This window comes from Mycobacterium sp. 1245111.1, from assembly GCF_001673405.1.
Taxonomy (GTDB): domain Bacteria; phylum Actinomycetota; class Actinomycetes; order Mycobacteriales; family Mycobacteriaceae; genus Mycobacterium.
Genome location: NZ_LZLV01000032.1, coordinates 1 through 25,733 on the forward strand (window position 1 = coordinate 1; position 25,733 = coordinate 25,733).

General features: G+C 66.0%; 21 protein-coding genes, 1 pseudogene and 1 riboswitch. Of the genes and pseudogenes, 12 read left to right on the forward strand and 10 right to left on the reverse strand.

The annotated features are described in order from the left end of the window. Positions 1-61 precede the first annotated feature (61 nt). Entirely contained in the window at positions 62-6,625 is a 6,564-nt protein-coding gene (locus A5658_RS05850; protein ID WP_156751283.1) for a nuclear transport factor 2 family protein, read from the forward strand. Here A5658_RS05850 and pdxH read toward each other — a convergent pair. Then, entirely contained in the window at positions 6,622-7,281 is a 660-nt protein-coding gene (gene pdxH / locus A5658_RS05855) for a pyridoxamine 5'-phosphate oxidase (RefSeq protein ID WP_067332227.1), read from the reverse strand. The two genes, A5658_RS05850 and pdxH, sit on opposite strands and share 4 nt — an antisense overlap. A gap of 76 nt (positions 7,282-7,357) precedes the next feature. Here pdxH and A5658_RS05860 point away from each other — a divergent pair, with 76 nt between their 5' ends. The 3 genes from A5658_RS05860 (at position 7,358) to A5658_RS05870 (ending at position 10,329) form a co-directional block, all read left to right on the forward strand. Further along, positions 7,358-8,605, forward strand: a complete 1,248-nt coding sequence (locus A5658_RS05860; protein ID WP_067332229.1) for an HNH endonuclease signature motif containing protein — start codon at positions 7,358-7,360, stop codon at positions 8,603-8,605. 73 nt (positions 8,606-8,678) lie between these two features. Next, entirely contained in the window at positions 8,679-9,809 is a 1,131-nt protein-coding gene (locus A5658_RS05865; RefSeq protein WP_067332231.1) for a citrate synthase 2, read from the forward strand. A 70-nt stretch (positions 9,810-9,879) separates the two neighbouring features. Next, the gene (locus A5658_RS05870; protein ID WP_067332233.1) at positions 9,880-10,329 is read left to right on the forward strand and encodes a VOC family protein; all 450 of its coding nucleotides are present in this window, start codon (positions 9,880-9,882) and stop codon (positions 10,327-10,329) included. Here the strand turns inward: A5658_RS05870 and A5658_RS05875 are convergent. Together A5658_RS05875 and A5658_RS05880 are read right to left on the reverse strand one after the other, a co-directional pair. Then, the gene (locus tag A5658_RS05875; RefSeq protein WP_067332235.1) at positions 10,326-12,017 is read right to left on the reverse strand and encodes an FAD-dependent oxidoreductase; all 1,692 of its coding nucleotides are present in this window, start codon (positions 12,015-12,017) and stop codon (positions 10,326-10,328) included. The genes A5658_RS05870 and A5658_RS05875 overlap by 4 nt on opposite strands. Positions 12,018-12,023: 6 nt before the next feature. Continuing rightward, entirely contained in the window at positions 12,024-13,067 is a 1,044-nt protein-coding gene (locus tag A5658_RS05880) for a diiron oxygenase (RefSeq protein ID WP_082992973.1), read from the reverse strand. 198 nt (positions 13,068-13,265) lie between these two features. Here A5658_RS05880 and serC point away from each other — a divergent pair, with 198 nt between their 5' ends. Both serC and sepH read left to right on the forward strand, forming a co-directional pair. Then, positions 13,266-14,384: a phosphoserine transaminase gene (gene serC, locus A5658_RS05885; RefSeq protein WP_067332239.1), complete on the forward strand. Its 1,119-nt coding sequence runs from the start codon at positions 13,266-13,268 to the stop codon at positions 14,382-14,384. Positions 14,385-14,507: 123 nt separating this feature from the next. After that, positions 14,508-15,296, forward strand: coding sequence for a septation protein SepH (gene sepH, locus A5658_RS05890; protein WP_067332241.1), 789 nt, complete (start codon positions 14,508-14,510; stop codon positions 15,294-15,296). On the opposite strand, the gene A5658_RS05895 is transcribed toward sepH, so the two are convergent. From A5658_RS05895 to A5658_RS05905, 3 genes are read right to left on the reverse strand one after another with little or no spacing between them, the layout of a single operon-like run. Next, positions 15,293-15,559: a DUF2537 domain-containing protein gene (locus A5658_RS05895; protein WP_067332243.1), complete on the reverse strand. Its 267-nt coding sequence runs from the start codon at positions 15,557-15,559 to the stop codon at positions 15,293-15,295. The two genes, sepH and A5658_RS05895, sit on opposite strands and share 4 nt — an antisense overlap. Then, entirely contained in the window at positions 15,559-16,392 is an 834-nt protein-coding gene (locus A5658_RS05900) for an RNA methyltransferase (protein WP_197503067.1), read from the reverse strand. Before A5658_RS05900 ends, A5658_RS05895 begins: the two co-directional genes overlap by 1 nt. After that, positions 16,371-16,802 (reverse strand): MarR family winged helix-turn-helix transcriptional regulator, encoded by a 432-nt coding sequence (locus A5658_RS05905; RefSeq protein ID WP_067332247.1) that lies wholly within the window; start codon positions 16,800-16,802, stop codon positions 16,371-16,373. The genes A5658_RS05900 and A5658_RS05905 overlap by 22 nt, the downstream gene beginning before the upstream one ends. Before the next feature lie 79 nt (positions 16,803-16,881). On the opposite strand from A5658_RS05905, the gene A5658_RS05910 reads away from it, so the two are divergent. Together A5658_RS05910 and A5658_RS05915 are read left to right on the forward strand one after the other, a co-directional pair. Next, complete coding sequence (locus A5658_RS05910; protein WP_067332263.1) at positions 16,882-17,166, forward strand: DUF2530 domain-containing protein; 285 nt, start codon at positions 16,882-16,884, stop codon at positions 17,164-17,166. Between the two features lie 4 nt (positions 17,167-17,170). After that, a complete protein-coding gene (locus tag A5658_RS05915; RefSeq protein ID WP_067332249.1) occupies positions 17,171-17,626 on the forward strand; it encodes an SRPBCC family protein in 456 nt (151 codons plus the stop codon). Here A5658_RS05915 and A5658_RS05920 read toward each other — a convergent pair. Next, positions 17,623-18,501 carry a DUF3027 domain-containing protein gene (locus A5658_RS05920; protein ID WP_067332251.1) on the reverse strand — a complete coding sequence of 293 codons (879 nt, stop codon included), beginning with the start codon at positions 18,499-18,501 and terminating at the stop codon, positions 17,623-17,625. The two genes, A5658_RS05915 and A5658_RS05920, sit on opposite strands and share 4 nt — an antisense overlap. Before the next feature lie 88 nt (positions 18,502-18,589). On the opposite strand from A5658_RS05920, the gene A5658_RS05925 reads away from it, so the two are divergent. Together A5658_RS05925 and A5658_RS05930 are read left to right on the forward strand one after the other, a co-directional pair. After that, positions 18,590-20,272 carry an MFS transporter gene (locus A5658_RS05925; protein WP_067332265.1) on the forward strand — a complete coding sequence of 561 codons (1,683 nt, stop codon included), beginning with the start codon at positions 18,590-18,592 and terminating at the stop codon, positions 20,270-20,272. Continuing rightward, on the forward strand, positions 20,269-20,751 hold the full coding sequence (locus A5658_RS05930; protein ID WP_067332253.1) for a DUF2771 domain-containing protein: 483 nt from the start codon (positions 20,269-20,271) through the stop codon (positions 20,749-20,751). Before A5658_RS05925 ends, A5658_RS05930 begins: the two co-directional genes overlap by 4 nt. Before the next feature lie 3 nt (positions 20,752-20,754). Here A5658_RS05930 and A5658_RS05935 read toward each other — a convergent pair whose 3' ends face one another. The 3 genes from A5658_RS05935 to A5658_RS05945 form a co-directional block, all read right to left on the reverse strand. Beyond that, on the reverse strand, positions 20,755-21,759 hold the full coding sequence (locus tag A5658_RS05935) for a glutathione S-transferase family protein (RefSeq protein ID WP_067332255.1): 1,005 nt from the start codon (positions 21,757-21,759) through the stop codon (positions 20,755-20,757). An 11-nt stretch (positions 21,760-21,770) separates the two neighbouring features. Beyond that, a complete protein-coding gene (locus tag A5658_RS05940) occupies positions 21,771-23,708 on the reverse strand; it encodes an acyl-CoA dehydrogenase family protein (RefSeq protein WP_067332257.1) in 1,938 nt (645 codons plus the stop codon). Positions 23,709-23,784: 76 nt separating this feature from the next. Beyond that, on the reverse strand, positions 23,785-24,195 hold the full coding sequence (locus tag A5658_RS05945; protein WP_067332259.1) for a cold-shock protein: 411 nt from the start codon (positions 24,193-24,195) through the stop codon (positions 23,785-23,787). 155 nt (positions 24,196-24,350) lie between these two features. Here A5658_RS05945 and A5658_RS05950 point away from each other — a divergent pair, with 155 nt between their 5' ends. After that, positions 24,351-24,764, forward strand: a complete 414-nt coding sequence (locus tag A5658_RS05950) for a YccF domain-containing protein (RefSeq protein ID WP_067332261.1) — start codon at positions 24,351-24,353, stop codon at positions 24,762-24,764. 256 nt (positions 24,765-25,020) lie between these two features. After that, positions 25,021-25,228: riboswitch (cyclic di-AMP (ydaO/yuaA leader) on the forward strand. A gap of 10 nt (positions 25,229-25,238) precedes the next feature. Further along, a pseudogene (locus A5658_RS05955) lies at positions 25,239-25,682 on the forward strand (transglycosylase family protein); the annotation flags it as partial. Positions 25,683-25,733: the final 51 nt, after the last annotated feature.

Here is a 25,733-nt window from a genome sequence, read left to right on the forward strand (position 1 = left end):
TCATGCTGCGGACGGGACCTCACAAGATGGCGTGCACGCCGAGTGGCGCGGAGTCCATCTTTTGACACTCGACGGCGGCATGGTCAACCGCGCGGAGCTCTTCGACGAGGCAGATCTCGATGTGGCCCTCGCCCGCTTTGACGAACTTCACCCGAAGACACCGCGTCTGGAAAATGCTGCCAGCCGAATGTACGACCGCTCTAACGCGTACCTCGCGGCTTGCGAATGGGACGCCATAGCGGAGCTGCTCGCGCACGACATTTCTACGGACGATCGCCGTCGAGTAGTAGGCAGCGGCATCCGACGCGGCAGGGATGCCCAGATTGCGAATTTGCGAGCCATTGGCGGTGTCGGGGTCAGAAAGCTCGAGTCAGTCGTCATCGCGACCCGTGGGGAACGCCTCGCGCTCTGCCGTACCCGCGGATCGGGCGGCGGCCAGCTGCCGGAGGCGTTCAGCGTCGAAATGCTAAACGTCGTCGAAATCAATGCCGACAACCGGATTACAGCGGCGATCCAGTTCGATCCGGACGATGTTAATGCCGCCATCGCCGAGCTTGACGCTCGCTACGTCGCCGGCGAGGCGGCGCCATACGCGCGCACGTGGTCGGTGATTGCAGGAGAGCCCGCGCGGTTCAGTCGTCACGAACTTCCCGCGGCGACACCGGATCCGGTTTACGTCGATCGTCGAAAGCTTGTATCGATCGAGGGGGTTGATCTGGCCGCGTCGGTACGCGCCGTGTGGGACATCACTTCGGGGTCCAGCATCCACATCGAAGTCGTGCATCGACTGAGCGAACTCGGAGCCGTCTTCACTTATGTGCTGAAGATGACCTCGCACGAGGGCTTCGACGCGGAAGTGTCGATGATAATGGTGTTTACCGTCGAAGGCGATCTGATCAGCCGCGTCGAGGTGTTCGACGAGGAAGACCTCGACGCCGCGCTCGCTCGCTTTGTGGAGCTGCACCCCCAGGGGCCACGGCTGGAAAACATGGCGACCCGGGCCAATTTGCGCTTCTTCGGGTACTTCACCATCGGCGACTGGGTGGCGATCGCGCAGATTTTCGCTGGTGAGATTCTCTACGACGATCGCCGTCCCGTTGTGAGTGGCGGCTCTTGGCAAGGTCGCGATCTCGTGATCGACAACATGCGAGCGATCAGCGACTTCACAGCCGAGAATTTAGGGTTTATCGCCACCCGCGGGAAGCGGCTGTCCCTCAGCCGCATGCGATGGTCGAACAGCGATCCAGCGCCCGATTCGTTCCACACCGAGGTGCTCGTCCTCATCGAGGTCGATGCCGACGAGTTGATTGCAAGGATTACGGTGTTCGACCCCGAAGACATCGATTCCGCATTCGAAGAACTCGACGCGCGGTATCTTGCCGGCGAAGCGGCCGCCCACGCGCGCACGTGGTCGGTCATCTCAAGGCTCTACGCCGGATTCAACCGCCACAACCTTCCCGCCACGACGCCGGACTGGACCTATGTCGACCATCGATCAGTAATATCGGTCGAGGCGAGTGATCTGCCCGAATTCATCAGTGTCGGCTGGGAACTCACACCCGAGATAAGCATTCACATGGAAACCGTGCACCGACTGAGCGACCTCGGAGCGGTCGTCACCCACACCGCGCGGGGCATGTCGTCCGAGAACTTCGAAGTCGAGTGGCGGATGATCGACATCTTCACGGTCGATGGAGACTGTATCAGCGGCTGCGAGATGTTCGATGAGGCCGACCTCGACGCCGCACTCGCCCGCTTCGACCAAATGCACCCGCAGTCACCGCGATTGGAAAACGCGGCAAGCCAAGTGGCAGAACGCTACTGGAGCTACTTCGCGGCCCGCGACTGGGACAACATGGCCGAACTACTCGCCGACGACATTTCCACTGACGATCGCCGCCGAGTGGTGAGCGCAGGTAGCCAACGCGGTCGAGACTTCGACATCGCAAGCATGAGGGCCCTCGCGGACATTGGGGTGACGAACGCAGCGTTGAGCGTCATCGCAACACGGGGCGGGCGCCTGGCGCTCAGCCGTATCCGATTGTCGGGCAGAGACCAACGCCCCGACGCATTCCATAGCGAGGCGCTCGGCATTGCCGAGATCGACGCCGACGGGCGACTCGTGGCACACGTCGCATTCGACCCGGAGGACGTCCGCAGCGCGTTCGCCGAACTCGACGCTCGCTACCTCGCCGGCGAGGCGGCCTCCCACTCGCAGACATGGTCTGCCCTTACACGGGCATACGCGTTGATCAACCGGCACGAACTGCCCTCGACGACGCCGGACTGGGTGAACATTGATCACCGGCGTGGGCGAGCATTCGTCGCCGGCGACATGAGCCGGAATATCCGCGCCGCATGGCAACTCGCTCCAAACACCAGTTTCTATTTCGAGGCCGTCCATCGTTTGAGCAACCTCGGAGTAGTGGTCACGAGCGCAACACACGGGACCTCATTTGAGGGTTTCGATGCCGAATGGCGGCAGATCGACGTGTTGATGTTCGCGGACGATCGGATCAGCCGCTGCGAATTGTTCGACGAGTCAGACCTCGACGCCGCGCTAGCCCGCTTTGATGAATTGCACCCGCAAGCAACGCAGTTGGACAATGCGGCAAGCCGCGCAGAGAGACGCTTCTTTGCGTACTGGGGGGCCCGCAACTGGGCGGCGATGGCCGAGATGCTAGCCGAAGACAGTTTCATCGACGACACTCGGCGCAACGCGGCGAATGTCGGATTCTGGGACGGCCGCGATGTCGTGATCGCGAATATGCAAGCCCTGGCCGACGCTGCGGCTCCGGAGATCACAACGTTGACCGTCATCGCAACCCGCGGGGACCGCCTCGTCCTCACTCATCGGCGTTCACCGAACCACGACCCGCACGAAGGGGAGTTCGTCTCCGAGGGGCTCATTATCGCCGAGATCGACGCCGACGATCGGATCAAGGCGCACATCCAGTTCGACGTGGACGACGTCGATGCTGCCTTCGCCGAGCTCGACGCTCGCTACCTCGCCGGCGAAGCGGCGGCCTACGCAGACACATGGTCGCGTGTTACTTCGCTCTACGCCACGGTCAACCGGCACGAACTTCCTGCGATGACGACGGATTCGGTTGTTATCGATCATCGATCGCTGATATCGATCGAGACGGTTGATATGGCCGCATTCTTCGGTGCCGTATGGGAACTCACACGCCAAGTCAGCATGCGCGTCGAGGCTGCGCACCGGCTGAATAGCCTCGGAGCCGTCGTCACCCTTGTGGTTCGTGGGACGTCGGAAGAAGGCTCCGAGGTGGAGTGGCGGCTGGTCGCCATTGTGATATTCGAGGGCGACCGACTCAGCCGCAGCGAAGTCTTCGACGAAGCCGACCTCGGCGGCGCGCTTGCGCGCTTTGAGGAACTACAGCCGCAGTCACCGCGACTGGAAAACGCGGCAATTCACATGTCTGAGCGCGTGGTTGCACACTTTGCGGCAGCCAAATGGGACGCCCTTGCGGAGATCCTGGCCGACGATTTTATCCAGGATGACCGGCGTCGGGTACTGGGCGCGGGAGTTCGACGTGGTCGAGAGGCCCAGATTGCGGACGTGCGCGCGATCGCCGGGTTATTTGGCGCCAACCTGACCTCGACCCCAATGGCGACGCGTGGGGAGCGCCTCGCCCTCACCCGGCTGAACCTCTCGAATCGTGATCAACGAGCCGATGCATACCTTACGGAGATGCTCGCCATCGGGGAGATCAACGCCGACGGGCTTCTCGTCGCGTACGTGTCGTTCGACCCCGAAGACTTCGAGGCCGCCTTCGAGGAACTCGACGCCCGATACCTCGCCGGCGAAGCGGCGGCGTACGCGCAAACGTGGTCTGTTGTAACACAGGCCTATTCGATGCTTAATCGGCGAGAGCTGCCGCCGGTGAGGACGGATTGGGTCAACATCGACCACCGAGCGCTTGTATCGATCGAGGGTGTTGACTTGGCTGCGTCATTAAGAGCCTTGTGGGACATCACTTCGGCCTCCAGCTTCTACGTCGAAGCTGTGCATCGGCTGGACGAACTCGGAGCCGTCGCCACCACGGTGGTGAAAGCGGTCACGCCCGAAGGCCTTGACGCCGAAGTGCGGATGATCGCCATGGGCATAGTCAAAGGGCAGCTCTTCAGCCGCGTCGAGTACTTCGATGAGGCCGACCTGGACGCCGCACTCGAGCGCTTCGAGGAGCTCCATCATCAGGTACCTCGGCTCGAAAACGTAGCAAGCCGAGTCTGGGAAAATTTTCAGGCGTCAAACGACCGGACCCATCGCTTAGCCATGACTGCTGAGCGCATCGTCACTGACGATCGTCGTCCGGTTGTTGGCGCAGGGGTTCAACGGGGTCGAGAGGTGAACGCCGCGGATATGCGGGCCTTCCTCGACATCGGAATGGGCAACATGACGTCGACCGTCATCGCGACGCGCGGCGAACGCCTCATACTCGATCGCTTCCGTCTCTCGGGCCGCGACCAGGCGCCGGAACCGTTCTATATCGAGTTGCTCCGTGTTCTCGAGATCGATGCCGACAACCGGATAGCGGCGTGCATCGCGTTCGCCCTCGACGACATCGATGCCGCGTTTGAAGAACTCGATACTCGCTATCTGGCCGGCGAAGCCGCCGCCCACTCGCACATTTGGTCTGTCATGACCCAGGTGCAAGTCGCGTACAACCGTCACGAATTCCCCCCGACGACTGAAGACTGGATCAATCTCGACCATCGACTGGGCAGGGCATTCGCACCCGGCGAAATGATCCCGTACATGCATGCCACGTACGACGTCGTCCCGAACATCAAGGGTCACATCGAGGCCGTGCACCGACTGAGCCATGTCGGAGTGGTCATTACCGAGGTGGTCACCGGGACCTCAGAGGAGGGCTTCGATTTCGAGTGGCGCGAGGTCGCCCTTTTCGCATTTGACGGCGACACGGTATGCCGGTTCGAGATGTTCGACGAGACAGACCTCGACGCCGCACTCGCCCGCTTCGACGAATTAGAGCCGCCGGCCCGACGCTTAGAAAACGCGGCGGTGAGGGTGTACAAGCATTTCTTCGCGCACTACGCGAAACGTGATTGGGCCGCCCTAGCGGCGATCATGACCGAGAACAGCCGCCTTGAAGATCGCCGTCGTGCGGTCAACGCGGGACTCTGGAGCGGCCGTGATGTCTTCATCGAAAACTTCCGTGCCACCGATGATTTCGCGCTCGAGGATCTAGGGGTTGTCGCGACTCGCGGACAGCGCCTCTTTCTCGGCCGCTACCGATGGTCACCCAATGACCCGGCGGCTGAGATGTTTTACACCGAAGCGTTTTGCATCGTCGAGATCTGCACCGACGAGAGGATACAAGCGTTCATCACATTTGAACTGGACGACGCGGACGCCGCCTTCGCCGAACTCGACTCTCGCTATATCGCCGGCGAAGCCGCAGTCCACGCTCAGACGTGGTCGGCGATCGCGAAAAGCTACGCCGCAGTAAACCGGCGCGAGATGCCACCGACAACACCGGACTGGGTGAACATCGACCATCGGCGCGGAATCGCTTTCGCGCCAGGCGAAACCCTTCCTTACCTCCGCGCCACGTGGGACGTCGCACCCTTCCAGATTTACATCGAGTCCGTGCATCGGCTGACCGCCCTCGGGGCGGTCGTCTCATGGGCGGCGCATGGAACCTCTGAAGAAGGCTTCGACGCCGAGTGGCGGGGGCTCAACATCCTCACCACCGAAGCCGACCTGGTCAACCGGCTTGAAGTCTTCGACGAGGCAGATCTCGAAACGGCGCTCGCCCGCTTCGAGGAGCTGCACCGCCACGCGCCTCGTCCAGAGAACGCGGCAAGCCGACTGGAGCAACGCTTCTCGACGTACTTCGCAGCCCGCGACTGGGATGCACTAACAGAGTTACTCTCCGACAACATTTCCGTCGACGATCGCCGTCCTGTTGTTAACGTCGGGACTCGGCACGGTCGAGATGCCGAGATCGCCAACATGCGGGCGGTCGTCGCCGTCGGAGTCACGAACATGACCCCAACCGTGATTGCCACACGTGGAACGCGTCTCGTCCTCGGTCGCTACTCCATCGTGGACAACTGGTCGGGGTCGACGGCGCTATGCGTCTCCGAGATCAACGCCGAGAACCAGATCGCGGCACGAGTTGTGTTGGGCCCCGACGACATCGATGCCGCGTTCGAGGAACTCGAGTCTCGTTACCTCGCTGGCGAAGCCGCAGCCCAAGCACACACGTGGTCGGTTATTGCGCGGACCTACAGCATGGTCAACCGGCACGAAGTTCCCGCAATGGACTTTGTCACCCTGGACCATCGCCGAGGCACACCGTACGGTCCTGGCGACCTCACAGCCGCAATGCGGCTCTCCGGGGACCTCACGCCAGATCTCAATATCTACAACGAGACGGTGCATCGACTCAGTGAATTCGGCGCGGTCATCACCAACACCGCGCACGGAACTTCGAAAGAGGGCTTCGCCGCCGAGTGGCGAACGATCCAACTCGTCACCGTCGAAGGCGATCGGATCAACCGCCTGGAAATCTTCGACGAGTCAGACCTCGACGCGGCGCTCGCCCGCTTCGAGGAACTCGATCGACCCTAGGGTTGTAAGCGTTCGATGCGCCCGCCGACGACGCGAATTCGGTTGTGCAACCGGTCTTCTCGGCCTTGCCAGAACTCCACTTCTGCGGGGGCGATGCGGTACCCACCCCAGTTCGGCGGCACCGGGACTCGTTCGTCGCCGGCGAAGCGATCCGTCACCTCGGCGAGCTGGTCGATCAGCGCGGCACGCGACTCGATCGGCTTCGACTGCTGCGACGCCCACGCGCCAAGCTGTGAACCCCGCGGCCGGTTGTTCCAGTAGCTCTCGGTGGCCTCGGGTTCGACCTTGGTGACCGGCCCGCGGATGTGGAACTGCCTGTTGAGCAGGTACCACGGGAAGGTTGCCGACGCATACGGCGTCGCGGCTAGCTGCTCACCCTTGGCCGAGTCGTAGTTGGTGAAGAACACAATCCCGTCTTGGTCGACGCCCTTGCACAGCACCGACCGGCTGACGGGCTTGCCCTCGCTCACGGTGGCCAACACCATCGCGTTGGGCTCGGCGACGCCGCCGCGTTCGGCATCGCCAATCCACTTGCGCAACAAGGCAAGCCAGCCATCGTCGAGCCAGTCCACGTCAAGATCGGGGCTGCCGTCCCGCTCACGCGAGGCGTACTCCTTGCGCATTGCTGCCAGGTGTTCGTTGTCGGGTCCTGCCATCGCACCGACGCTACCCGCGTCACCAGCGAAGATTGGGGCACCCGGATTTGTCGGTGGTGGCTGTAATGATGGCGTCATGTCGTCGATCGCTTCGCCTCCGCTGGTGGAAAACGTTCCGCAGCGTCTTGAGGTGCTGTTTGACGAGTTGGCGGAGTTGGCCGGTCAGCGCAATGCGATCGATGGGCGGATCGTGGACATCGTCGCCGAGATCGATCGCGACGAATTATGGGGGGCCACCGGTGCGCGGTCGATCGCGGCGTTGGTGGCCTGGAAACTGGGCGCGTCATCGGCCAACGCCCACACCATTGCCGCCGTGGCGCACCGGCGGAAAGAGTTTCCCCGCTGCACGGCCGGTATGCGCGAAGGACGCTTGTCGCTGGATCAGGTCGGGGTCATCGCCGCCCGCGCCGCGGAGGGTTCTGATGAGCATTACGCGCAGCTGGCGGCGGTGGCCTCGGTCCACCAGCTGCGCACCGCGGTCAAACTCGAACCACATCCCGACCCCGATCCCGGCCCGTCACCGCAGCCCTCGATCACCCAGGGCTGCGATGAGCAGTTCAGCTGGTGGCGAATCAAACTCCCCCACCACGACGCCGCAAAGTTCGACGCCGCGCTGGCCTCGCATCGCGACGCGCTGGTCGCGGCGTGGAAACGCGACCACGACAACGCCGCTCGCGCCGCCGAGCAGAGACCTCCGATGCCAGGCACCCTGGAGGCGTTCATGCGCCTAGTCGAGGCCGGCTGGGATACCGAAGTCGACGCCCGTCCGCACGGCCAGCACACCACCGTGGTGGTCCACCTCGACATCGCCCAACGCCTCGCCGGGTTGCACCTGGGACCACTGCTCTCCGACGCCGAACGCCGATACCTGACCTGCGACGCCACCGCCGAAGTGTGGTTCGAACGCGACGGGCAGGCCATCGGTGCCGGGCGCGCCACTCGGCTGATCAACCGGCGGCTGCGCCGCGCCCTCGAACACCGCCACCGCATGTGCGCCGTCCCCGGCTGTGGCGCCACCCGCGGCCTACACGCCCACCACCTCCAACACTGGGAAGACGGCGGCCCCACCGATTTAGCCAACCTGGTTCTGCTCTGCCCCTATCACCACCGGCTCCACCACCAAGGCGCTATCACGATCACCGGCCCCCCACACCAGCTCACCGTCACCGACAACGACGGAGAACAACTCAACCCCGGCTCACTGGCGCGCCCGCCAACCACACCCCCACCCGCGGTGGCGCCGTATCCCGGGCCCACCGGCGAGCGCGCCGACTGGTGGTGGTACGACCCCTTCCAACCCCAACCACCACCCACACTCAACTGACCCGAGCTGCGGCCACGGCCCTTAGTTACCGACCGGTAGCAAGTCACGCCGCGCCGCGTGGGAGAATTTCAGCATGACTGTCATCTCGGACAAGGTCCCGGAGAATTTCGTTGCCGGACTCGAGGGCGTGGTGGCATTTACCACCGAGATCGCCGAGCCCGACAAGGACGGCGGGGCCCTGCGCTACCGCGGTGTCGACATCGAAGACCTGGTCGCTCAGCACGTCACCTTCGGCGATGTCTGGGCTTTGCTGGTGGACGGGAAATTCGGTGACGGGCTGCCCCCCGCCGAGCCGTTCCCGCTGCCCATCCACAGCGGCGACGTACGCGTCGACGTGCAGGCCGGCCTGGCAATGCTGGCGCCGATCTGGGGCTACCAGCCGCTGCTCGACATCGACGACGACACCGCCCGCGACCAGTTGGCCCGCGCCTCGGTGATGGCCCTGTCCTACGTCGCGCAGTCGGCCCGCGGCATCTACCAGCCCGCCGTTCCGCAGCACCTCATCGACGAATGCTCAACGGTCACAGCGCGTTTCATGACGCGCTGGCAGGGCGAGCCGGACCCCAAGCACATCGAGGCCGTCGACGCCTACTGGGTGTCGGCCGCCGAGCACGGGATGAACGCCTCGACCTTCACCGCGCGGGTGATCGCCTCGACGGGCGCCGACGTGGCCGCGTCGTTGTCCGGTGCGGTCGGCGCGATGAGCGGCCCGCTGCACGGCGGCGCGCCCGCGCGAGTGCTGCCGATGCTCGAAGAAGCCGAACGCACCGGCGATGCCCGCGGCATGATCAAGGGGATCCTGGACCGCGGTGAGAAGCTCATGGGCTTCGGCCACCGCGTTTACCGCGCCGAAGACCCCCGCGCCCGCGTCCTGCGGGCCACGGCCAAGCGCCTGGGCGCGCCACGCTACGAGGTCGCCATGGCCGTCGAGCAGGCCGCGCTTGCCGAGCTGCGGGAACGGCGTCCGGACCGCGCGATCGAGACCAACGTCGAGTTCTGGGCCGCGGTGATCCTCGACTTCGCCGAGGTGCCGGCCCGGATGATGCCGGCGATGTTCACCTGCGGCCGCACCGCGGGGTGGTGCGCGCACATTCTCGAGCAGAAGCGGCTCGGCAAGCTGGTCCGCCCGGCGGCCATTTACGTCGGTCCAGGGCCGCGTAGCCCGGAATCCGTCGAGGGTTGGGCCGCAGTTCACACGGGTTAGCAGGCGCGACGAGTTTTTGTCACCCCCGAGGTCAATACTTGCGGCACAACCCGTCAGCAAGGAGGCTCTCATGGCAATCGCCGTCGAACCCGCACTGTCCCCGCACCTCGTCGTCGACGACGCCGCGGCGGCGATCGACTTCTACGTCAAGGCTTTTGGCGCCGAGGAACTCGGGCGAGTCCCCGGTCCCGACGGCAAGCTGATCCACGCCGCACTGCGCATCAACGGCTTCACCGTGCTGCTCAACGACGATTTTCCGGAGATGTCCGGCGGCAAGTCGATGACGCCGACGTCGCTGGGCGGCACCCCGGTCACCATCCACCTGACGGTGACCGACGTCGACACCAAATTCCAGCGTGCGCTCGATGCCGGCGCGAGCGAGGTCATGCCGCTCGGTGACCAGTTCTGGGGCGACCGCTACGGCATCGTCGCCGATCCGTTCGGACACCACTGGTCGCTGGGCCAGCCCGTGCGCGAGGTCAGCCCGGAGCAGATCGCGGCCGCGATCGGCACCGGCTAAAGGTCCGCCATTTCCCGCAGCCGGCCAACAACGCGGCTCCGCAGCGACGGCGTCGGTGCGGACGCCGCGACGTCGAGCATCTCGGCGATCGAGGTGAACTTGTTGCGCGGCCGGTCGTCGAGTCGGCCGCGAGCGATCTCGGCGGCGTCGATGGCGCGCCAGCCGTTGGCGTCGACCACAGCGGGCTGGCGTTCCCGGACAAGGCGGTCCAGCGTGGACGGCTTGCCGATCGGGTCGCGCAACAGGCCGGCGTTGTAATCGTCGACCAGCCGCTGCACGGTCTGCGCCGCACACGACTTGTTGGTGCCGATGAAGCCGGTCGGCCCGCGCTTGATCCAACCCGCGACGTAGGCGCCTTCGGCCTGGGTGACGCGGCCACCGTCGTTGGGAACCACGCCGGCCTCGTCGTCGAAGGGCAGATCCTTGATTGCCTTGCCGTGGTAGCCGATTGAGGACAACACCAGCCCGGCGTCGATGGTCTGCACCTCGTCGGTGCCGGTGACGGCGAACTCCAACGCGCTCGCTCGCTGCTTGCCCAGCACCCGCTGCGGCGTCAGGTTGTACGCCAGCCGGATCCGCGGGCGCGACGTCGGGCTCGCCGGCGACTCGGCATGGCCGAGGGTGCTCAGCACCTGGAGCTTCTGCCGCGTCACCGTCTCGGTGACGGTGGCGAGGTCGCGCTGCACCGCGTCGCGATCGGCTTCGGCGAGAACGACTTCCGCGGTCGTGGTCAGTCCGATCAGCTCGGGCAGGGTGAACGCCGAATGCTGCGGTCCACGCCGGGCGGCGATCACGACCTCGCGCACGCGCGAGTCGCGCAGCGCAGCCAACGCGTGATCGGAGATGTCGGTGTGGGCCAGCTCGTCGGGGTCGGCGGTCAGCACGCGAGCCACGTCGAAAGCCACGTTGCCGTTGCCGACGAGAATCACCCGCTCGTGGCTGAGATCGACTGGGAGGTCGACGAATTCGGGATGCCCGTTGATCCACGCCACCAATTCGGTGGCGGTCCCGGTACCGGGCAGGTCCATGCCGTCGATGTCGAGCCGACGGTCGTTCGGGGCGCCCGACGCGTAGATTACGGCGTGGTGATGCGCCAGCAGGTCGTCGTGGCTCAGTTGTTTGCCGACCTCGACGTTGAGAAAGAAGCGGAATTCGCGGCGCCGAGCGATCCGGTCGAACAGCGCGGTGACGCGCTTGGTGGTCTGGTGGTCGGGGGCGACGCCGGCTCGCACCAATCCATAAGGGGTGGGCAGCTTTTCGAAGACGTTGACCCGCACACCCTGCTGGGTGAGCAGTTCGTCGGCGGCGTACATCGCGGCCGGCCCGGACCCCACGATGGCCACCGTCAACGGACCGCTGTGCTTGCCGTGCACCTCCGGCGCGGGGATCACCGGCGCCAGTTTGGATGTCGGCGGCAACTTCTGGTCGGCCGGCCGGTCCGGATAGAACGACGCGTTGAGTTCGATGAACGGAAGCTGCTCGGTCGTCAAACGTGCATCCGGGGCGATGGCGCCCACTGGGCAGGCGCTGACGCAGGCACCGCAGTCCACACACGCCACCGGATCGATGTAAAGCATTTCCGCAGTGGCGAATTCCGGTTCGTCCGGTGACGGGTGGATACAGTTCACCGGGCAGGCGTAAACACAGGACCCGTCGCTACAGCACGACTGGGTGATGACGTGCGGCATAAGGCCCTACGCAGCGACCGTCAGGTGCTGACGCTGCGGCTCGCTGCGGTAGCGCGACGGCTTGCCGTCGATCTTGCAGATCCGCCAAATCAACTTGGCCAGCGGGTTCATCAAACCCGTGTCGCGGCACAGCATTCGGACGTCGCCGAACATGTCCCGAAGCATCTGCCGCGATTCCGGCGACTTGAAGAACACCTCTTTGCGGACCTCGCGTGGGATGTCGAACTCTTTCCAGAAAGCCTTCGGCGGCACAATGATCGCCGAACACAAGAGCCGCATGGTGAGCGGCACGTACAGCGAGAGCCAGAACCGCTTGCGGCGCGGCAGATCCGGCACACGCTTGCGCAGATACTCGTGCGCGAACGAGATGTGGCGAGCCTCCTCGGCCACGTGGATCGCCATCACCCGCTCCATGATCGGGTGCAGTTCCTTGCCTTCACGCAGGACGTTCTTCTGCGTGTGGTCGATCGGCTCTTCGCCGGCGAGGATGCCGAACCAGAACGGAATCGGCAGCGGACCGGCAACCAACGGGATGTAGGGCTGAATCCACTTCAGCAGACGCGGCATGCCCGGAACGTCGGCGCCGATGTGGTTGACCATCTCCTGGAACATCATGGTGTGGTTGCACTCTTCGACCGCTTCGTGCAAGCAGTACCGGTATTCCGGTGACCCGTTCGGCACCCAGAACGCGTACTCCATCAGACCGCGAATCAGGATCGACTCGAAATGCAGGCCGACCTTGGCCACGTTGGCCTGGCGCCACATGCCGATCTCGATCTGACGCTCTTGCGACTGCGACTGGTACCAGGGGTGGCGGCCCAACGGGTCGGTGGCCGGCAGAATCCAGCGCGGGTCGTTGTCGATGACCGCAAACTCCGGCGACTTCCAGTCGATGTCGGTGTACGGGTTGAAGTTGCGACGCACCGACCCCTCGGACAGTGTGTTCAGCATCTCCACGTACTTGACGTCGTCCTGGACGTCCATGTTCTTGCGCCAGCGACGAACGAACTTGGTCTTAGCCTGCTTCTTCGCAGTTGCAGTCTGAGCCATCCTGGGTGCCTCCCCAATGAGGTTTACATTTGGACGTGCTATGTCCAACACAGTACTCAAGGTATCGGGAACTTACTAGACCCGAAATGCCCACTGTGCTGTATCCGTGAACACGTGTGCACTGTGACTCGCGTCACACTCAGCGCACACGTCCGACCGCCTGATCCTGGCGCTCGACCGGTCACTAACCTGGTGAATATGGCTGACCAGCTCACGATCCCCGACAACATCAAACCCGGCGATGGACGCTTCGGATCCGGCCCCTCGAAGGTCCGGCCCGAACAACTACAGGCCCTGTCCACCAGCGCCGCCGCGCTTTTCGGCACGTCACACCGACAAGCACCGGTCAAAGACCTGGTCGGCCGGGTGCGGACTGGGCTGCGGGAATTGTTCTCGGTGCCCGAGGGCTACGAGGTGATTCTCGGCAACGGCGGCGCGACGGCGTTCTGGGACGCCGCAGCGTTCGGGCTGATCGACAAGCGGTCGCTGCACCTGAGCTACGGCGAGTTCAGCTCGAAGTTCGCCTCCTCGGTGGCCAAGAACCCCTTCGTCGGCGATCCGATCATCATCAAAGCCGATCCCGGCAGCGCCCCCGGCCCGCAGGGCGACCCGTCGGTCGACGTCATCGCCTGGGCCCACAACGAGACGTCGACCGGGGTCGCGGTGCCGGTGGCGCGGCCGCGTGACGCCGGCGACGCCCTGGTCGTGATCGACGCGACCTCCGGCGCCGGCGGCCTGCCCGTCGAGATCACCGAGACCGACGCCTACTACTTCGCGCCGCAGAAGAACTTCGCCGCCGACGGCGGACTGTGGCTGGCGATCATGAGCCCGGCGGCGCTGGCCCGGGTGGAGGCCATCGCGGCGTCGAACCGGTGGGTGCCCGACTTCTTGTCACTGCCGATCGCGGTGGAGAACAGCCTCAAGAACCAGACCTACAACACGCCGGCCATCGCGACGCTGGTGCTGATGGCCGAGCAGATCGACTGGCTACTGAGCAACGGTGGGCTGGACTGGGCGGTCAAGCGGACCGCCGACTCCTCGGGCCGGCTGTACAGCTGGGCCGAGGATCGCGCCTTCACCACGCCGTTCGTCGCAGACCCCAAGCTGCGCTCGCAAGTCGTCGGCACCATCGACTTCAACGACGACGTCGACGCCGCCGCGGTGGCCAAGGTGCTGCGCGCCAACGGCATCGTCGATGTCGAGCCCTACCGCAAACTCGGTCGAAACCAGCTGCGGGTCGCGATGTTCCCGGCCGTCGAACCCGACGACGTCAGCGCACTCACCGAGTGCGTCGACTGGGTGGTCGAGCGGATCTAGCCCGCGAGCAGAAAAAGCCCAGGTGTTACCGCGTGTCCACCCCGACCGCGGCCGCCCCCTGAGTTACAGTGCGCCGTGACAGGCCTGGCGCGCTGGTCTGCGAGGAACCTGCGAGGAGACACCATGCGGGAACTCAAGATCGTCGGACTCGATGTCGACGGCAAACACATCATCTGCGAGGGCGACAACCCCGCCGACAAGTACAGCATCCGCGTCGACGACCGATTGCGCGCAGCGGTCAGCGGCGACGGAGCCCGGGTGAATCAGACCCACATCGACATCGAGGTCAGCAGCATGTTGCGTCCCAAGGAGATTCAGGCCAGGATTCGCGCGGGCGCGTCGGTCGAGCAGCTTGCCGAGTCCGCCGGGGTGGAGATCTCGAAGGTCGAGCGATTCGCCCACCCGGTGCTGCTGGAGCGCGCCCGAGCCGCCGAGCTGGCAACCGCCGCCCATCCCGTTCTCTCCGATGGCCCGGCGGTGCTGACGCTGCTGGAGACGATCACCGCCTCGCTGGTGTCCCGCGGCCTCAATCCGGACGGCACCGCGTGGGACGCGTGGCGCAACGAGGACGGGCGCTGGACCGTTCAGCTGACGTGGAAGGCCGGCAGGTCGGACAACCTCGCGCACTTCCGGTACTGCCCCGGCGCGCACGGCGGAACCGTCACCGCCTTGGACGACGGGGCGAAAGAATTGATCGATCCCGACTTCGACCGTCCGCTGCTGCGGCCGGTGGCAGCCGTCGCCCAACTGGACTTCAACGAGCCCGAACCCACGCCGACGCCCGTCGAGGCCGCTGACGTCTCCGACGTCCCGGAGCCCAAGGCAGAGCCGGCCCGAGCCCGCCGCGGCAAGCCGCCGGTGCCGGCGTGGGAAGACGTGCTGCTGGGTGTCCGCTCCAGCGGGCAGCGCTAGAGCGCCATCGCGACCAGGGCCAACCAGGCCACCGCGACACCCACCCCGCCGCCCAGCACCAGCCAGCGCACCACCGGCTTGTGCCGCCATCCCCACAATGTCGGCGCCAAACCGCCTGCCGCAACGAGATTCAGCCCGACGGCCAGCAACGGGTGCACCCGGATCAAGCCCAGGCTCAGCACCAGCACCGCGACCCCGGTGACCGCGGCGACGAATCCCGCGACAGTCAAACCCGTTGCCCACGGCGTGGATTCGTCGGTCATCAGGCGAGCCTAGCCCGCTCGTAGAACGCCAGCGCCGCGGCGGTAGCAACGTTGAGCGAGTCGGTGCCGCGGGACATCGGGATGCGTACCCGCATGTCGCTGGCTTTCATCGCGGCGTAACTCAGGCCGGGGCCCTCGGCGCCGACCAGGACCGCGACCCGTTCACCCCGTACCGCCGCCATCGCCTCCGGCAGCGTTTTAGCGTCCTCGCCGGGCGTCATGGCCAGCAATCGAAAACCGCTCTGCTGCAACGCCTTCAGCTCTGCCGGCCAGTCGGTGACACGGGCGAACGGCACGACTAGGGCATGACCCATCGAGACGCGTACGGCGCGTCGGTACAACGGGTCGGCGCAGCCGCTGCCGAACACCACGGCGTCGACGTCGAGCCCGGCCGCGTTGCGGAAGATCGAGCCCAGGTTTTCGTGGTCGTTGACGCCCTCGAGCACCGCCACGGTCCGGGCGCCGTCGACCACGTCGGCGACCGCGCGCTCGGGCTCCCGTCGAGCCGCGGCGAGCACGCCGCGGTTGAGGTGGAAGCCGACCGCGTCGGCCATCACTTCGGCCGAAACCCGGTAGTAGGGCGCGGGATTGCCCGTCAGGTCCGCGGTGAGTTCGGTGAGCCGACGGTCGGTGCCGAGGAAGGCCAGCGGCGTGAACGGCGAGGCCAGCATGCGCTGCACCACCAACACACCCTCGGCGATCACCAGGCCCTTGCCGCTGGGCAGATCCGGGCGGCGGTCGATGCTGTTCAGGTCGCGGAAGTTGTCCAGTCGCGCATCAGAGGGATCGTCGATGTCGATGACGTTGACAGTCAAGGGCTTTCGTCGACCAATGCGAGTATCAAGTCGGCGGCCACCCGTAGCGTGTCACGTTCGGAATCCCCGAGGGTTTCCAGGCGCTGGGTGAGCCATTCCTGGCTGGCCTGGCGTTCGGCCTCCATCAGCTCGGCGCCCGCTTCGGACACCGACACCAAAACCTGCCGGCCGTCGTCGGGGTGCGCGACACGGTCGACGAATCCCAACTCGGCCAGCGACGCGATCACCCGCGTCATGGACGGCGGGCGAACCCGTTCCCTGATCGCCAGGGCGCCCGGCGTCATCGGCCCGAAGTTGGCCAACGTCGCCAGCGCCGAAAGTTGCGACAACGACACCGGGGACTGGGGACGGCGAAACCGCAGCTGCCGGGAGAGCCGCATCACCGCCAACGACAGGTCGCTGGCCAGTCGCCTATCGCCATCAATCACAGCGCGAAGGTTACGACAGAACCCAGATCCGTCAACATCGAATCACCGAGACGGGCCCACACCAGCTATCTTGATCACGATGTCCGACGAGCCTGGCGAGACCATCGAACCGCCGCCGTTACCGGCGTTCCTGCTCGATCCGTGGCCGATGATCGCGATCGGCGCGCTGGCCTGGCTCGTCGCCGCAGTTATCGTCTTCCTCACGCCGACCCTTGCCACCTGGCGCCCGCTGACCCTTGCCGGTCTGGCGGTGGGTGTGTTGGGCACATCTATCTTCCTGCTCCAGCGCTCGGCCGCGCGGCGGGGCGCGCGCGGTGCCCAGACGGGACTCATCCCCACGAAGCCCACCAGCCAGGAGGTTTGACGCCATGGCAGCGCCGCTATTGCAAGCCCAAGTCGACATCGACGCACCCGTCTCGACGGTCTGGTCGCTGATCAGTGATTTCCGCCGAATGCGGCAGTGGAGTCCGCAGTGCCGCTGGATGCGACCGCTGGGGCCGGTGCGCCCCGGCACCCGGACCTTCAACCTCAACCGGCGCAACCTGATGGTCTGGCCGACCACATCCACCGTCGTCGAGCTGGTGCCGGAGCAGAAGCTGGCTTTCCGGGTCAACATGAACAACACGGTGTGGAGCTACGAGCTGCAGCCGATCCCCGGCGGCACCAGGGTGATCGAGAGCCGGCATGCCGAGAACGGCGTCAAGCCGGTATCCGCCGTGGCCGTCAACGCGCTGATGGGCGGAACCGAGAGCTTCGAGCGCGAACTCGTCGAGGGAATGAACGCTTCGCTGGCCAAGATCAAGGCCGCAGCAGAGAGTAGCTAGCTGGGCTCGGTCGACGCCTCGGGTTGATCGGGTGCCTCGGCGACCGCCTCTTCCGCGGGAGTAACCGGCTCTTCCGCGGGCGCCTCTTCGGCGGGCTTTTCCGCAGGCTTCTCGCTGACGTCGAGCACGCCGTCGTCGTAGGGGTCGTAGGCCGGCGAACCGCTGCCCGCGGGCGCGGGAGTGTCCGAATGCGCGCCGCAGCCGTATTCGGAGTCGACGACGTGCCCGTCGGCTGACATCTCGTTGCCGCAGACCCCGAACATCGTTCCCAGCGAGCCGGCCAGCGGCAGGTAGAAGCCGCAATCGCGGCAGACCCGCTTGGTGGACTGCGCCATCTGCGCGCGGGGGCCGTAGTCGCCGTCGTGCCAGCGCTGGGCGGCGTCGTCGCGGCCCCACGCGCTCATCACCTGCCGACGGCCCAACCCGACTTCGGCGGCGGTTTCGTCGACCTGGGGATCACCCGACGCCATGAAACCCGGCACCAGCCGCGGGTCGTCCGACGCCGGGGCCAACAGGTCGCCGGGGCTCAGGTCGCCGGGCCGCACGCGCTGATCCCACGGCAGCCACTCCGGGGCCAGCAGCGACTCAGGCCCGGGTACCAGCACCACCTCGCTGACCGTTGCATGGTCGGCGCCGGGGTAACTGGCCACCACGACCGCCCACTGCCAGCCTTGGTAGCCGGGCAGATGAGCAAGGAAACGGTGGGTGGCGCTGGTCGGATCTTCGTAACCCACGCCGAGGTGGTCGCCCACGGTGTCGTCACCGCTGCCTTCGACCACGGCGGCGCGCGCCACGTCGACCGCGCCGGTGAGAACCGTCGCCATTTCAGGCGACCACTCGGTCGCAGTCGATGTCACGTCGTCCGTTGTTTCCATGGGCCTTCGATTCTGCCGCACAGACGAGGCGCCCGGCCACACCGGTCGCCTGCAGACCACCGGGGCCGGCATGGGTGAGAATCAATGCATGGCTGGACGGCGCGGGGAACACCCGGATGCGCGGCGACCCTCGGCGCCGGGCCGACGCGGTCGTGCCGTGCCCGCCGAGCATCCGGGCATGGCCAATTACCCGGCCGACCAGCCGGATTACCGCCGCCCACCGCGCGGGCCAGCGATGCCCAGCGCCAACCGGTACCTACCGCCGCTGAATCGCGATACCCGGGCCGAGCCGCGGCGAGAGCCACCGCCGGGCGGCACCACCGGCGAACGCATCACCGTTACGCGCGCCGCCGCTCAACGCAGCCGTGAAATGGGTTCCCGGATGTACGACCTGGTGCAGCGGGCCGCCACCGCCGACGGCGCCGACAAATCCGGGCTGACCGCGCTGACGTGGCCGGTGGTCGCCAACTTCGCGACCGACGCCGCGATGGCGGTCGCCCTGGCCAACACGCTGTTCTTCGCCGCGGCCACCGGGGAGAGCAAGGACCGGGTCGCGCTGTACCTGCTGATCACCATCGCGCCGTTCGCGGTGATCGCGCCGCTGATCGGGCCGGCACTGGATCGCCTGCAGCACGGTCGTCGGGTCGCACTGGCCGCGTCGTTCGCACTGCGCACCGCGCTGGCAGTGCTGCTGATCGCCAACTACGACGCCGCGACCGGCGGCTACCAGTCGTGGGTGCTGTATCCGTGCGCGCTGATGATGATGGTGTTGTCGAAGTCGTTCAGCGTGCTGCGCAGCGCGGTCACCCCGCGGGTGATGCCGCCGACCATCGACCTGGTCCGGGTGAACTCCCGGTTGACGATGTTCGGTCTGCTGGGCGGCACCATCGTTGGGGGTGGCATTGCGGGCGGCATCGAGTACGCCTGCGACCGTCTACTCCAGTTGCCCGGCGCCTTGTTCGTGGTCGTCGCGGTCACGGTGGCGGGCGCCGCGCTGTCGATGCGCATCCCGCGCTGGGTCGAGGTGACCGCGGGCGAGGTTCCGGCGACCCTGAGTTACCGCCAGGGCACGCAGCGACGGAATTGGCCGGAGGAGGTCCGCCGGGCCAGCGGTGCGCTTCGACAACCGTTGGGCCGCAACATCATTACCTCCCTGTGGGGTAACTGCACGATCAAGGTCATGGTCGGGTTCCTGTTCTTGTATCCGGCGTTCGTGGCCAAGGCGCATCAGGCCAACGGCTGGAAGCAATTGGCGATGCTCGGCATGATCGGCGCGGCGGCCGCCATCGGTAACTTCGCCGGCAACTTCGCCAGCGCCCGGTTGCGGCTGGGCCGGCCGGCCGTGCTCGTGCTGCGGTGCGCGCTCGCGGTGACCGGCGTCGCGCTCGCGGCGGCTGTGGCGGGCACTCTGCTGATGGCGGCGATCGCGGCGCTAGTGACGTCGGGGTGCAGCGCAATCGCCAAGGCCGCGTTGGATGCGTCGCTGCAGGACGATTTGCCCGAGGAGTCGCGCGCGTCGGCATTCGGACGTTCAGAGTCGACGCTTCAGCTCGCGTGGGTGCTCGGTGGCGCGATGGGTGTGCTGCTCTACACCGACCTGTGGATCGGGTTCAGTGTGGTGACGTCGGTGCTGATTCTCGGTCTGGCGCAGACCATTGTCAGCTTCCACGGTGACTCGCTGATTCCCGGCCTGGGCGGCAACCGCCCGGTGATGGTGGAGCAGCAGGAAGGCAACAGCAAGCGCGACGCCGCGGCGGTGCCCCGAGCGTGAAACGGCTTGTGCTGCTGGCGATTGTGACGGTTTTGGCGGTGGTAGCCGGAATCGGCGCGTGGGCGTTGGTCCGCGAGCCCGGCCCGCTGCGTCCCGAGATCAGCGCGTATTCCAACGGCCACCTGGCCCGGGTGGGTCCGTACCGCTACTGCAACGTCATCGACCTCACCGACTGCCAGAACCCGGAGACCGAGGGCGAACTGCGGGTGAATTCCCGCTCCCCCGTTCAGCTTTCGGTGCCGACGACGATCGGGCGGGCACCGTGGTGGTTGCTCACGGTGTACGAGGACTCCGCCGTTCCGGCGACGACGTTCTACCGGCCGGGTAGCCGACTGGCGGTCACCATTCCCACCGTCGATCCGCATCATGGCCGGCTGACCGGGATCGCCGTGCAGTTGATGACGGTGTTCGTCGACCCGAACGGGGAGGTGCAGGGTGTTCCGCACGCCGAGTGGTCGGTGCGAACGGTGTGGAGCTAGCGCCTACGCGCCGTGGCCGGCCGGCACCCGTTCGCCCTCGCGCGTCGGGCCAGGCGGCGTGCCGTCACCGAATGGCTTGCCGCCTAATGCTTCCCGACCATGCGGAGTCAGCCAGTTGGACAGCTGCGGCCCCTTCGGCACGATGCCGGTCGGGTTGATGTCTTTGTGCACGATGTAGTAGTGCTGCTTGATCTGGACGAAGTCGGTGGTATCGCCAAAACCCGGCGTCTGGAACAGGTCTCGCGCGTAGGCCCACAGCACCGGCATCTCGGCGAGCTTGCTCCGGTTGCATTTGAAGTGGCCGTGGTAGACGGCGTCGAAGCGGGCCAGCGTGGTGAACAAGCGGACGTCGGCCTCGGTAATCGTCTCGCCGACCAGGAAGCGCTGTCCCGAAAGCCGATCGCCGACCCAATCGAGCGCCGCGAACAACCGGTCGTAGGCGGCCTCGTATGCCTCCTGCGAGCCGGCGAAGCCGCAGCGATAGACGCCGTTGTTGATCTCGGAGTAGACCCGCTTGTTGACCTCGTCGATCTCGTCGCGCAGCGGCTCGGGATACAACTGCGGGGCTCCGTCGCGATGGTAGTCCGTCCATTCGGTGGATAGGTCCAGCGTCAGCTGAGGGAAGTCGTTGGTGACGACCGCGCCGGTCGGCACATCGACGATCGCGGGAACCGTGATGCCCTTGGGATAGTCGGGGAACCGGGCGAAATAGGCATCCTGCAGCCGGGGAATCTTGAGCACCGGGTCGACGCCGCCGGGGTCGAGATCGAACGTCCAGCTGCGCTGGTCATGGGTCGGGCCGCAAAACCCAATGGACAGAACATCTTCCAGCCCCAACAGCCGCCGGACGATGATCGCGCGGTTGGCCCACGGGCAGGCGCGAGCGACGATCAGCCGATACCGGCCCGGCTCCACCGGATAGCCGTCACGGCCGTCGGCGGTGATGCGCGTTTCGATGTAGTTGGTGTCGCGGGCGAATTCGCCGGCCTCGGCGATGTAGGAAGCGATCTCGACCTCCGTCAGGTTTGTGCTTTCGCCAGGAATCGGCGAGCCAGGTCGGACTCCGTCGACTCACCGGGTTCCCAGTGCGCGATCCACGGCCCCGTGCCTTCGGACTGGTCGATTATCCCCTCTTCAGTCCAGGTGTAGCGACCCTTGAGCACATTGGCAGCGAGCTTCGCGTCGACGTCGTCGGTGTTGGTCCACAACGCTTCGAACAACGCCTCCACTCGCAGGGTGGCCTGTTGGCAGAACGCCTCGGCCAGCTCGTAGGACTGCTCGCCGCGGGCCCGGTCGGCCGCGCGCTGCGCCTCGGCGCGCACACAGGTCGCCGCGATCGCGAACAACTCGGCGCCGATGTCGACCACCCGACCGAGAAATCCCTGCTTCTGCTCCAGCGCGGCCTGCCAACGGGCCATTCCGTAGAAGGTGTTGCGGGCCAGCTTGCGCGACGAGCGTTCGACGAAGCGCAGATGTTTGGCCAGGTTGCCGAACTCGTGATACGCCGTCGGCCGTTGCCCCTCGCCGAACACCAACTGCGGCAACCACTTTGCATAGAATCCGCTCGCGCCGACGGCCGCTTTGGCCTTTTGCCGGAGGTCGGCCTTGGCGTTCGCCAGGTCACCCGCGGCACTCAGGTGGGCGTCGACGGCCTCGCGGGCGATCAGCAGTCGCATGATCTCGCTGGAGCCTTCGAAGATGCGGTTGATCCGCAGGTCGCGGACCACCTGCTCGACCGGCACCGCCCGCTCGCCGCGCGCGGACAGTGACTCGGCGGTCTCGTATCCGCGCCCGCCGCGGATCTGCAACAGTTCGTCGCCGATCCGGCAGGCCATCTCGCTCGACCACAGCTTGGCCAGCGCCGCCTCGATCCGGATGTCGTTGCGGCCCTCGTCGGCCATCTGACCGGACAGCTCCAGCACCGACTCGAGCGCGTAGCTCGTCGCCGCGATAAACGAGATCTTTTCGGCGACGGCCGCGTGTTCACCGACGGGCTTGCCCCACTGCACCCGTTCACCCGACCACTCCCGCGCGATCTTCAGCGACCACTTCGCCGACCCCGCACAGATCGCCGGAATCGACAGCCGGCCGGCGTTCAGCGTCGTCAACGCGATCTTGAGGCCGTCGCCCTCCCTGCCGATCAGGTTCTCGGCGGGGACCCGGACCTTGTGCAACCGGGTCAGACCGTTCTCGATGCCGCGTAGTCCCATGAACGAGTTGCGCCGCTCCACTGTGATGCCGGGCGAGTCGGCCTCGACGACGAATGCGCTGATGCCACCGCGGTGGCCGTCGCCTTTGGGCACGGCGGCCATCACCACCAAGAGCTCGGCGACGACTCCGTTGGTCGTCCAGAGCTTCACCCCGTCCAGCTCATAGGCCGCTCCACCCTCGACCGGCGTCGCCGTCGACGCCAGCCGTGCCGGGTCGGAGCCCACGTCGGGCTCGGTGAGTAGAAACGCCGAGATCGCCCCGGCGGCACAGCGCGGCAAGAACTTTCGCTTCTGGTCGTCGCTGCCGGCGAGCTTGAGCGGCTCGGGCACACCGATCGACTGATGCGCCGACAACAGCGCCCCGAGGCTGGCGTGCACGCTGGACACCATCATCAGCGCCCGGTTGTAGGCGACCTGGGACAGATTCAGCCCGCCGTACTCCGACGGGATCTTCATGCCGAAGCACCCCAGGTCGGCAAGCCCCTTGACGTACTCGTCGGGAATCTTCGCGTCGCGCTCGATGACTGCGCCGTCGACGGTGCCCAGGAAATCCCGCAGCCGGCTCAGGAATTCCTCCGTCCGAGCCGCCTCGGCGTCGGCCGGTCGGGGGAAGGGATGGATGAGATCTAGCGGAAAGCGGCCGAGAAACAGCTCCTTGGCCAACGACGGTTTGTCCCAGCCGCTTTCGCGGGACTCCTCCGCTACGGCTCTGGCTTGTTCCTCACTGACCTGCGCCTGCTGTGCCATGGGCTTCCCTCACTCGAACCGGCTTGTTTCGGTCGGAGTGTTCCCCGTCACACGGCGCGGTACACGCGTTTGAGGGTCAGGCGTCGAGTTCGCGCGCGACAGCCTTGACCACCTCGGACACCTTGCGGGCGATCTTGCGGTCCGGGTAGCGACCCTTGCGTAGCTCGGGCTGGACGGTGCCTTCGAGCAGCGTGATCATGTCTTCGACCATGCCGTGCAGCTCGTCGGGGCTGTGCTTGTGCTCGGCCGGACCTTCGCGGCGCGGACGGCTACTGAGCGTCGGCGGCGGGTCGATGAGCTTGAGGCTCAACGCCTGCGGACCCCGCCGCCCAGAGGCCAGGCCGAATTCGACCTTCTGGCCGGCCTTGAGGCCCTCGACGCCCGCGGGCAACGCCGAAGAACGGACGTAGACGTCCTCGCCGTCTTCCTGGGAGAGGAAGCCGAACCCCTTCTCAGCGTCGTACCACTTCACCTTGCCAGTCGGCACCGGACTCACCTGCTTGTCTTACGGATAACTACATGGGCCTACACAACGAAGCGCCCCGCCTGCGCAGGACGCGATGACGACCGATCCTACTCGGAACGCGGGCTGCTTAGCGCGTGAGTTTCCCACCTAAGCTGGGTTCACCGTTGGAGGAGACAATGCGCCTGATTTTGAACGTCATCTGGCTGGTTTTCGGCGGTCTGTGGCTTGCCCTCGGATATTTGCTGGCCGCGCTGATCTGCTTCGTGCTGATCGTGACGATCCCGTTCGGTTTCGCGTCACTGCGCATCGCGTCGTATGCGCTGTGGCCGTTCGGCCGCACGATCGTCGAGAAGCCCGGGGCAGGCAGCGGGGCCTTGGTCGGCAATGTCATCTGGGTCTTGTTGTGCGGGATTTGGCTCGCGATCGGGCACCTGTTGAGCGCGGTGGCGATGGCGGTGACGATCATCGGGTTGCCGCTGGCGCTGGCCAATCTGAAGCTGATTCCGGTGTCGCTGGTGCCCCTCGGCAAGGAGATCGTTCCGGTCGACCATCCGGCGCCGTGGGGCAGCGCCGCCTCGTCTCGACGCTGAAATTCGTGCCGGAAGCCCGGTCGGGTGACCTGCGATTAACCCCTGCACTGTTGTGAATTCAGTCACATAACGGTTTGGTCACGGCGCGGCAACGGCCTGATTGCGAAGCTCTTAACCTGCGTAAACGTGTGGCGCTCCTGGGATTTTCCCAACCGGCGACACGCGAAACGCTGCTTCTTCCAGAAAATGACTCGGCCGTCGACTCCCGCTAGCGTCGTGCGCGGGCCCACCGAGTTTCCCTGCGCGGTAGGCCTTCTCGCCTATAGCGCCGAGCTCCATCCAATAGGCGAGCAACGACAACCCGTGGATGGAGGCGGGGGACCCAATGGTCCGCCGAAGGACTTGGAGCCGCCCGCGGCTCCTTGGGGTGAAGCCGGAATGTTTCCGACAGGAGACATGACGGCCGGGCGACCTCTTCCGCCCGAACCCGACAGCTGACCTCGTAGGCGTATACGAGAGGAATCCCCTAGGGCTATGAGCGGTCGTCACCGTAAACCCACCACGTCCACCGTCGGCGTCGCGAAACTCGCCTTCACCGGCGCAGTACTGAGCAGTGGCGGCGCGGTCCCACTAGCCCTCGCCGGCCACGCGGCCGCGGCGCCTGACAGCGAATGGGACCGCGTTGCGGCCTGCGAGTCGGGCGGCAACTGGGCCATCAACACCGGCAACGGGTACCAGGGCGGGCTGCAGTTCTCGAGAGGCACCTGGGCGGCGCACGGTGGCGGCGAGTACGCCTCGTCGGCCAACCAGGCCACCCGCGATCAGCAGATCGCCGTAGCCGAGCGGGTGCTGGCCACCCAGGGCAAGGGCGCCTGGCCGGTTTGCGGGCGGGGCCTGTCGGCCGCGACTCCGCGCAACGTGCTTGCTGACGCGCCGGCGCCCGCACCGGACGCCCCGCCGCCGGCCCTCGACGCTCCCGCGCCCTTGCCCTGGGTGGCCAGCACCCGCTCGGCTACGGCGATCAGCTGA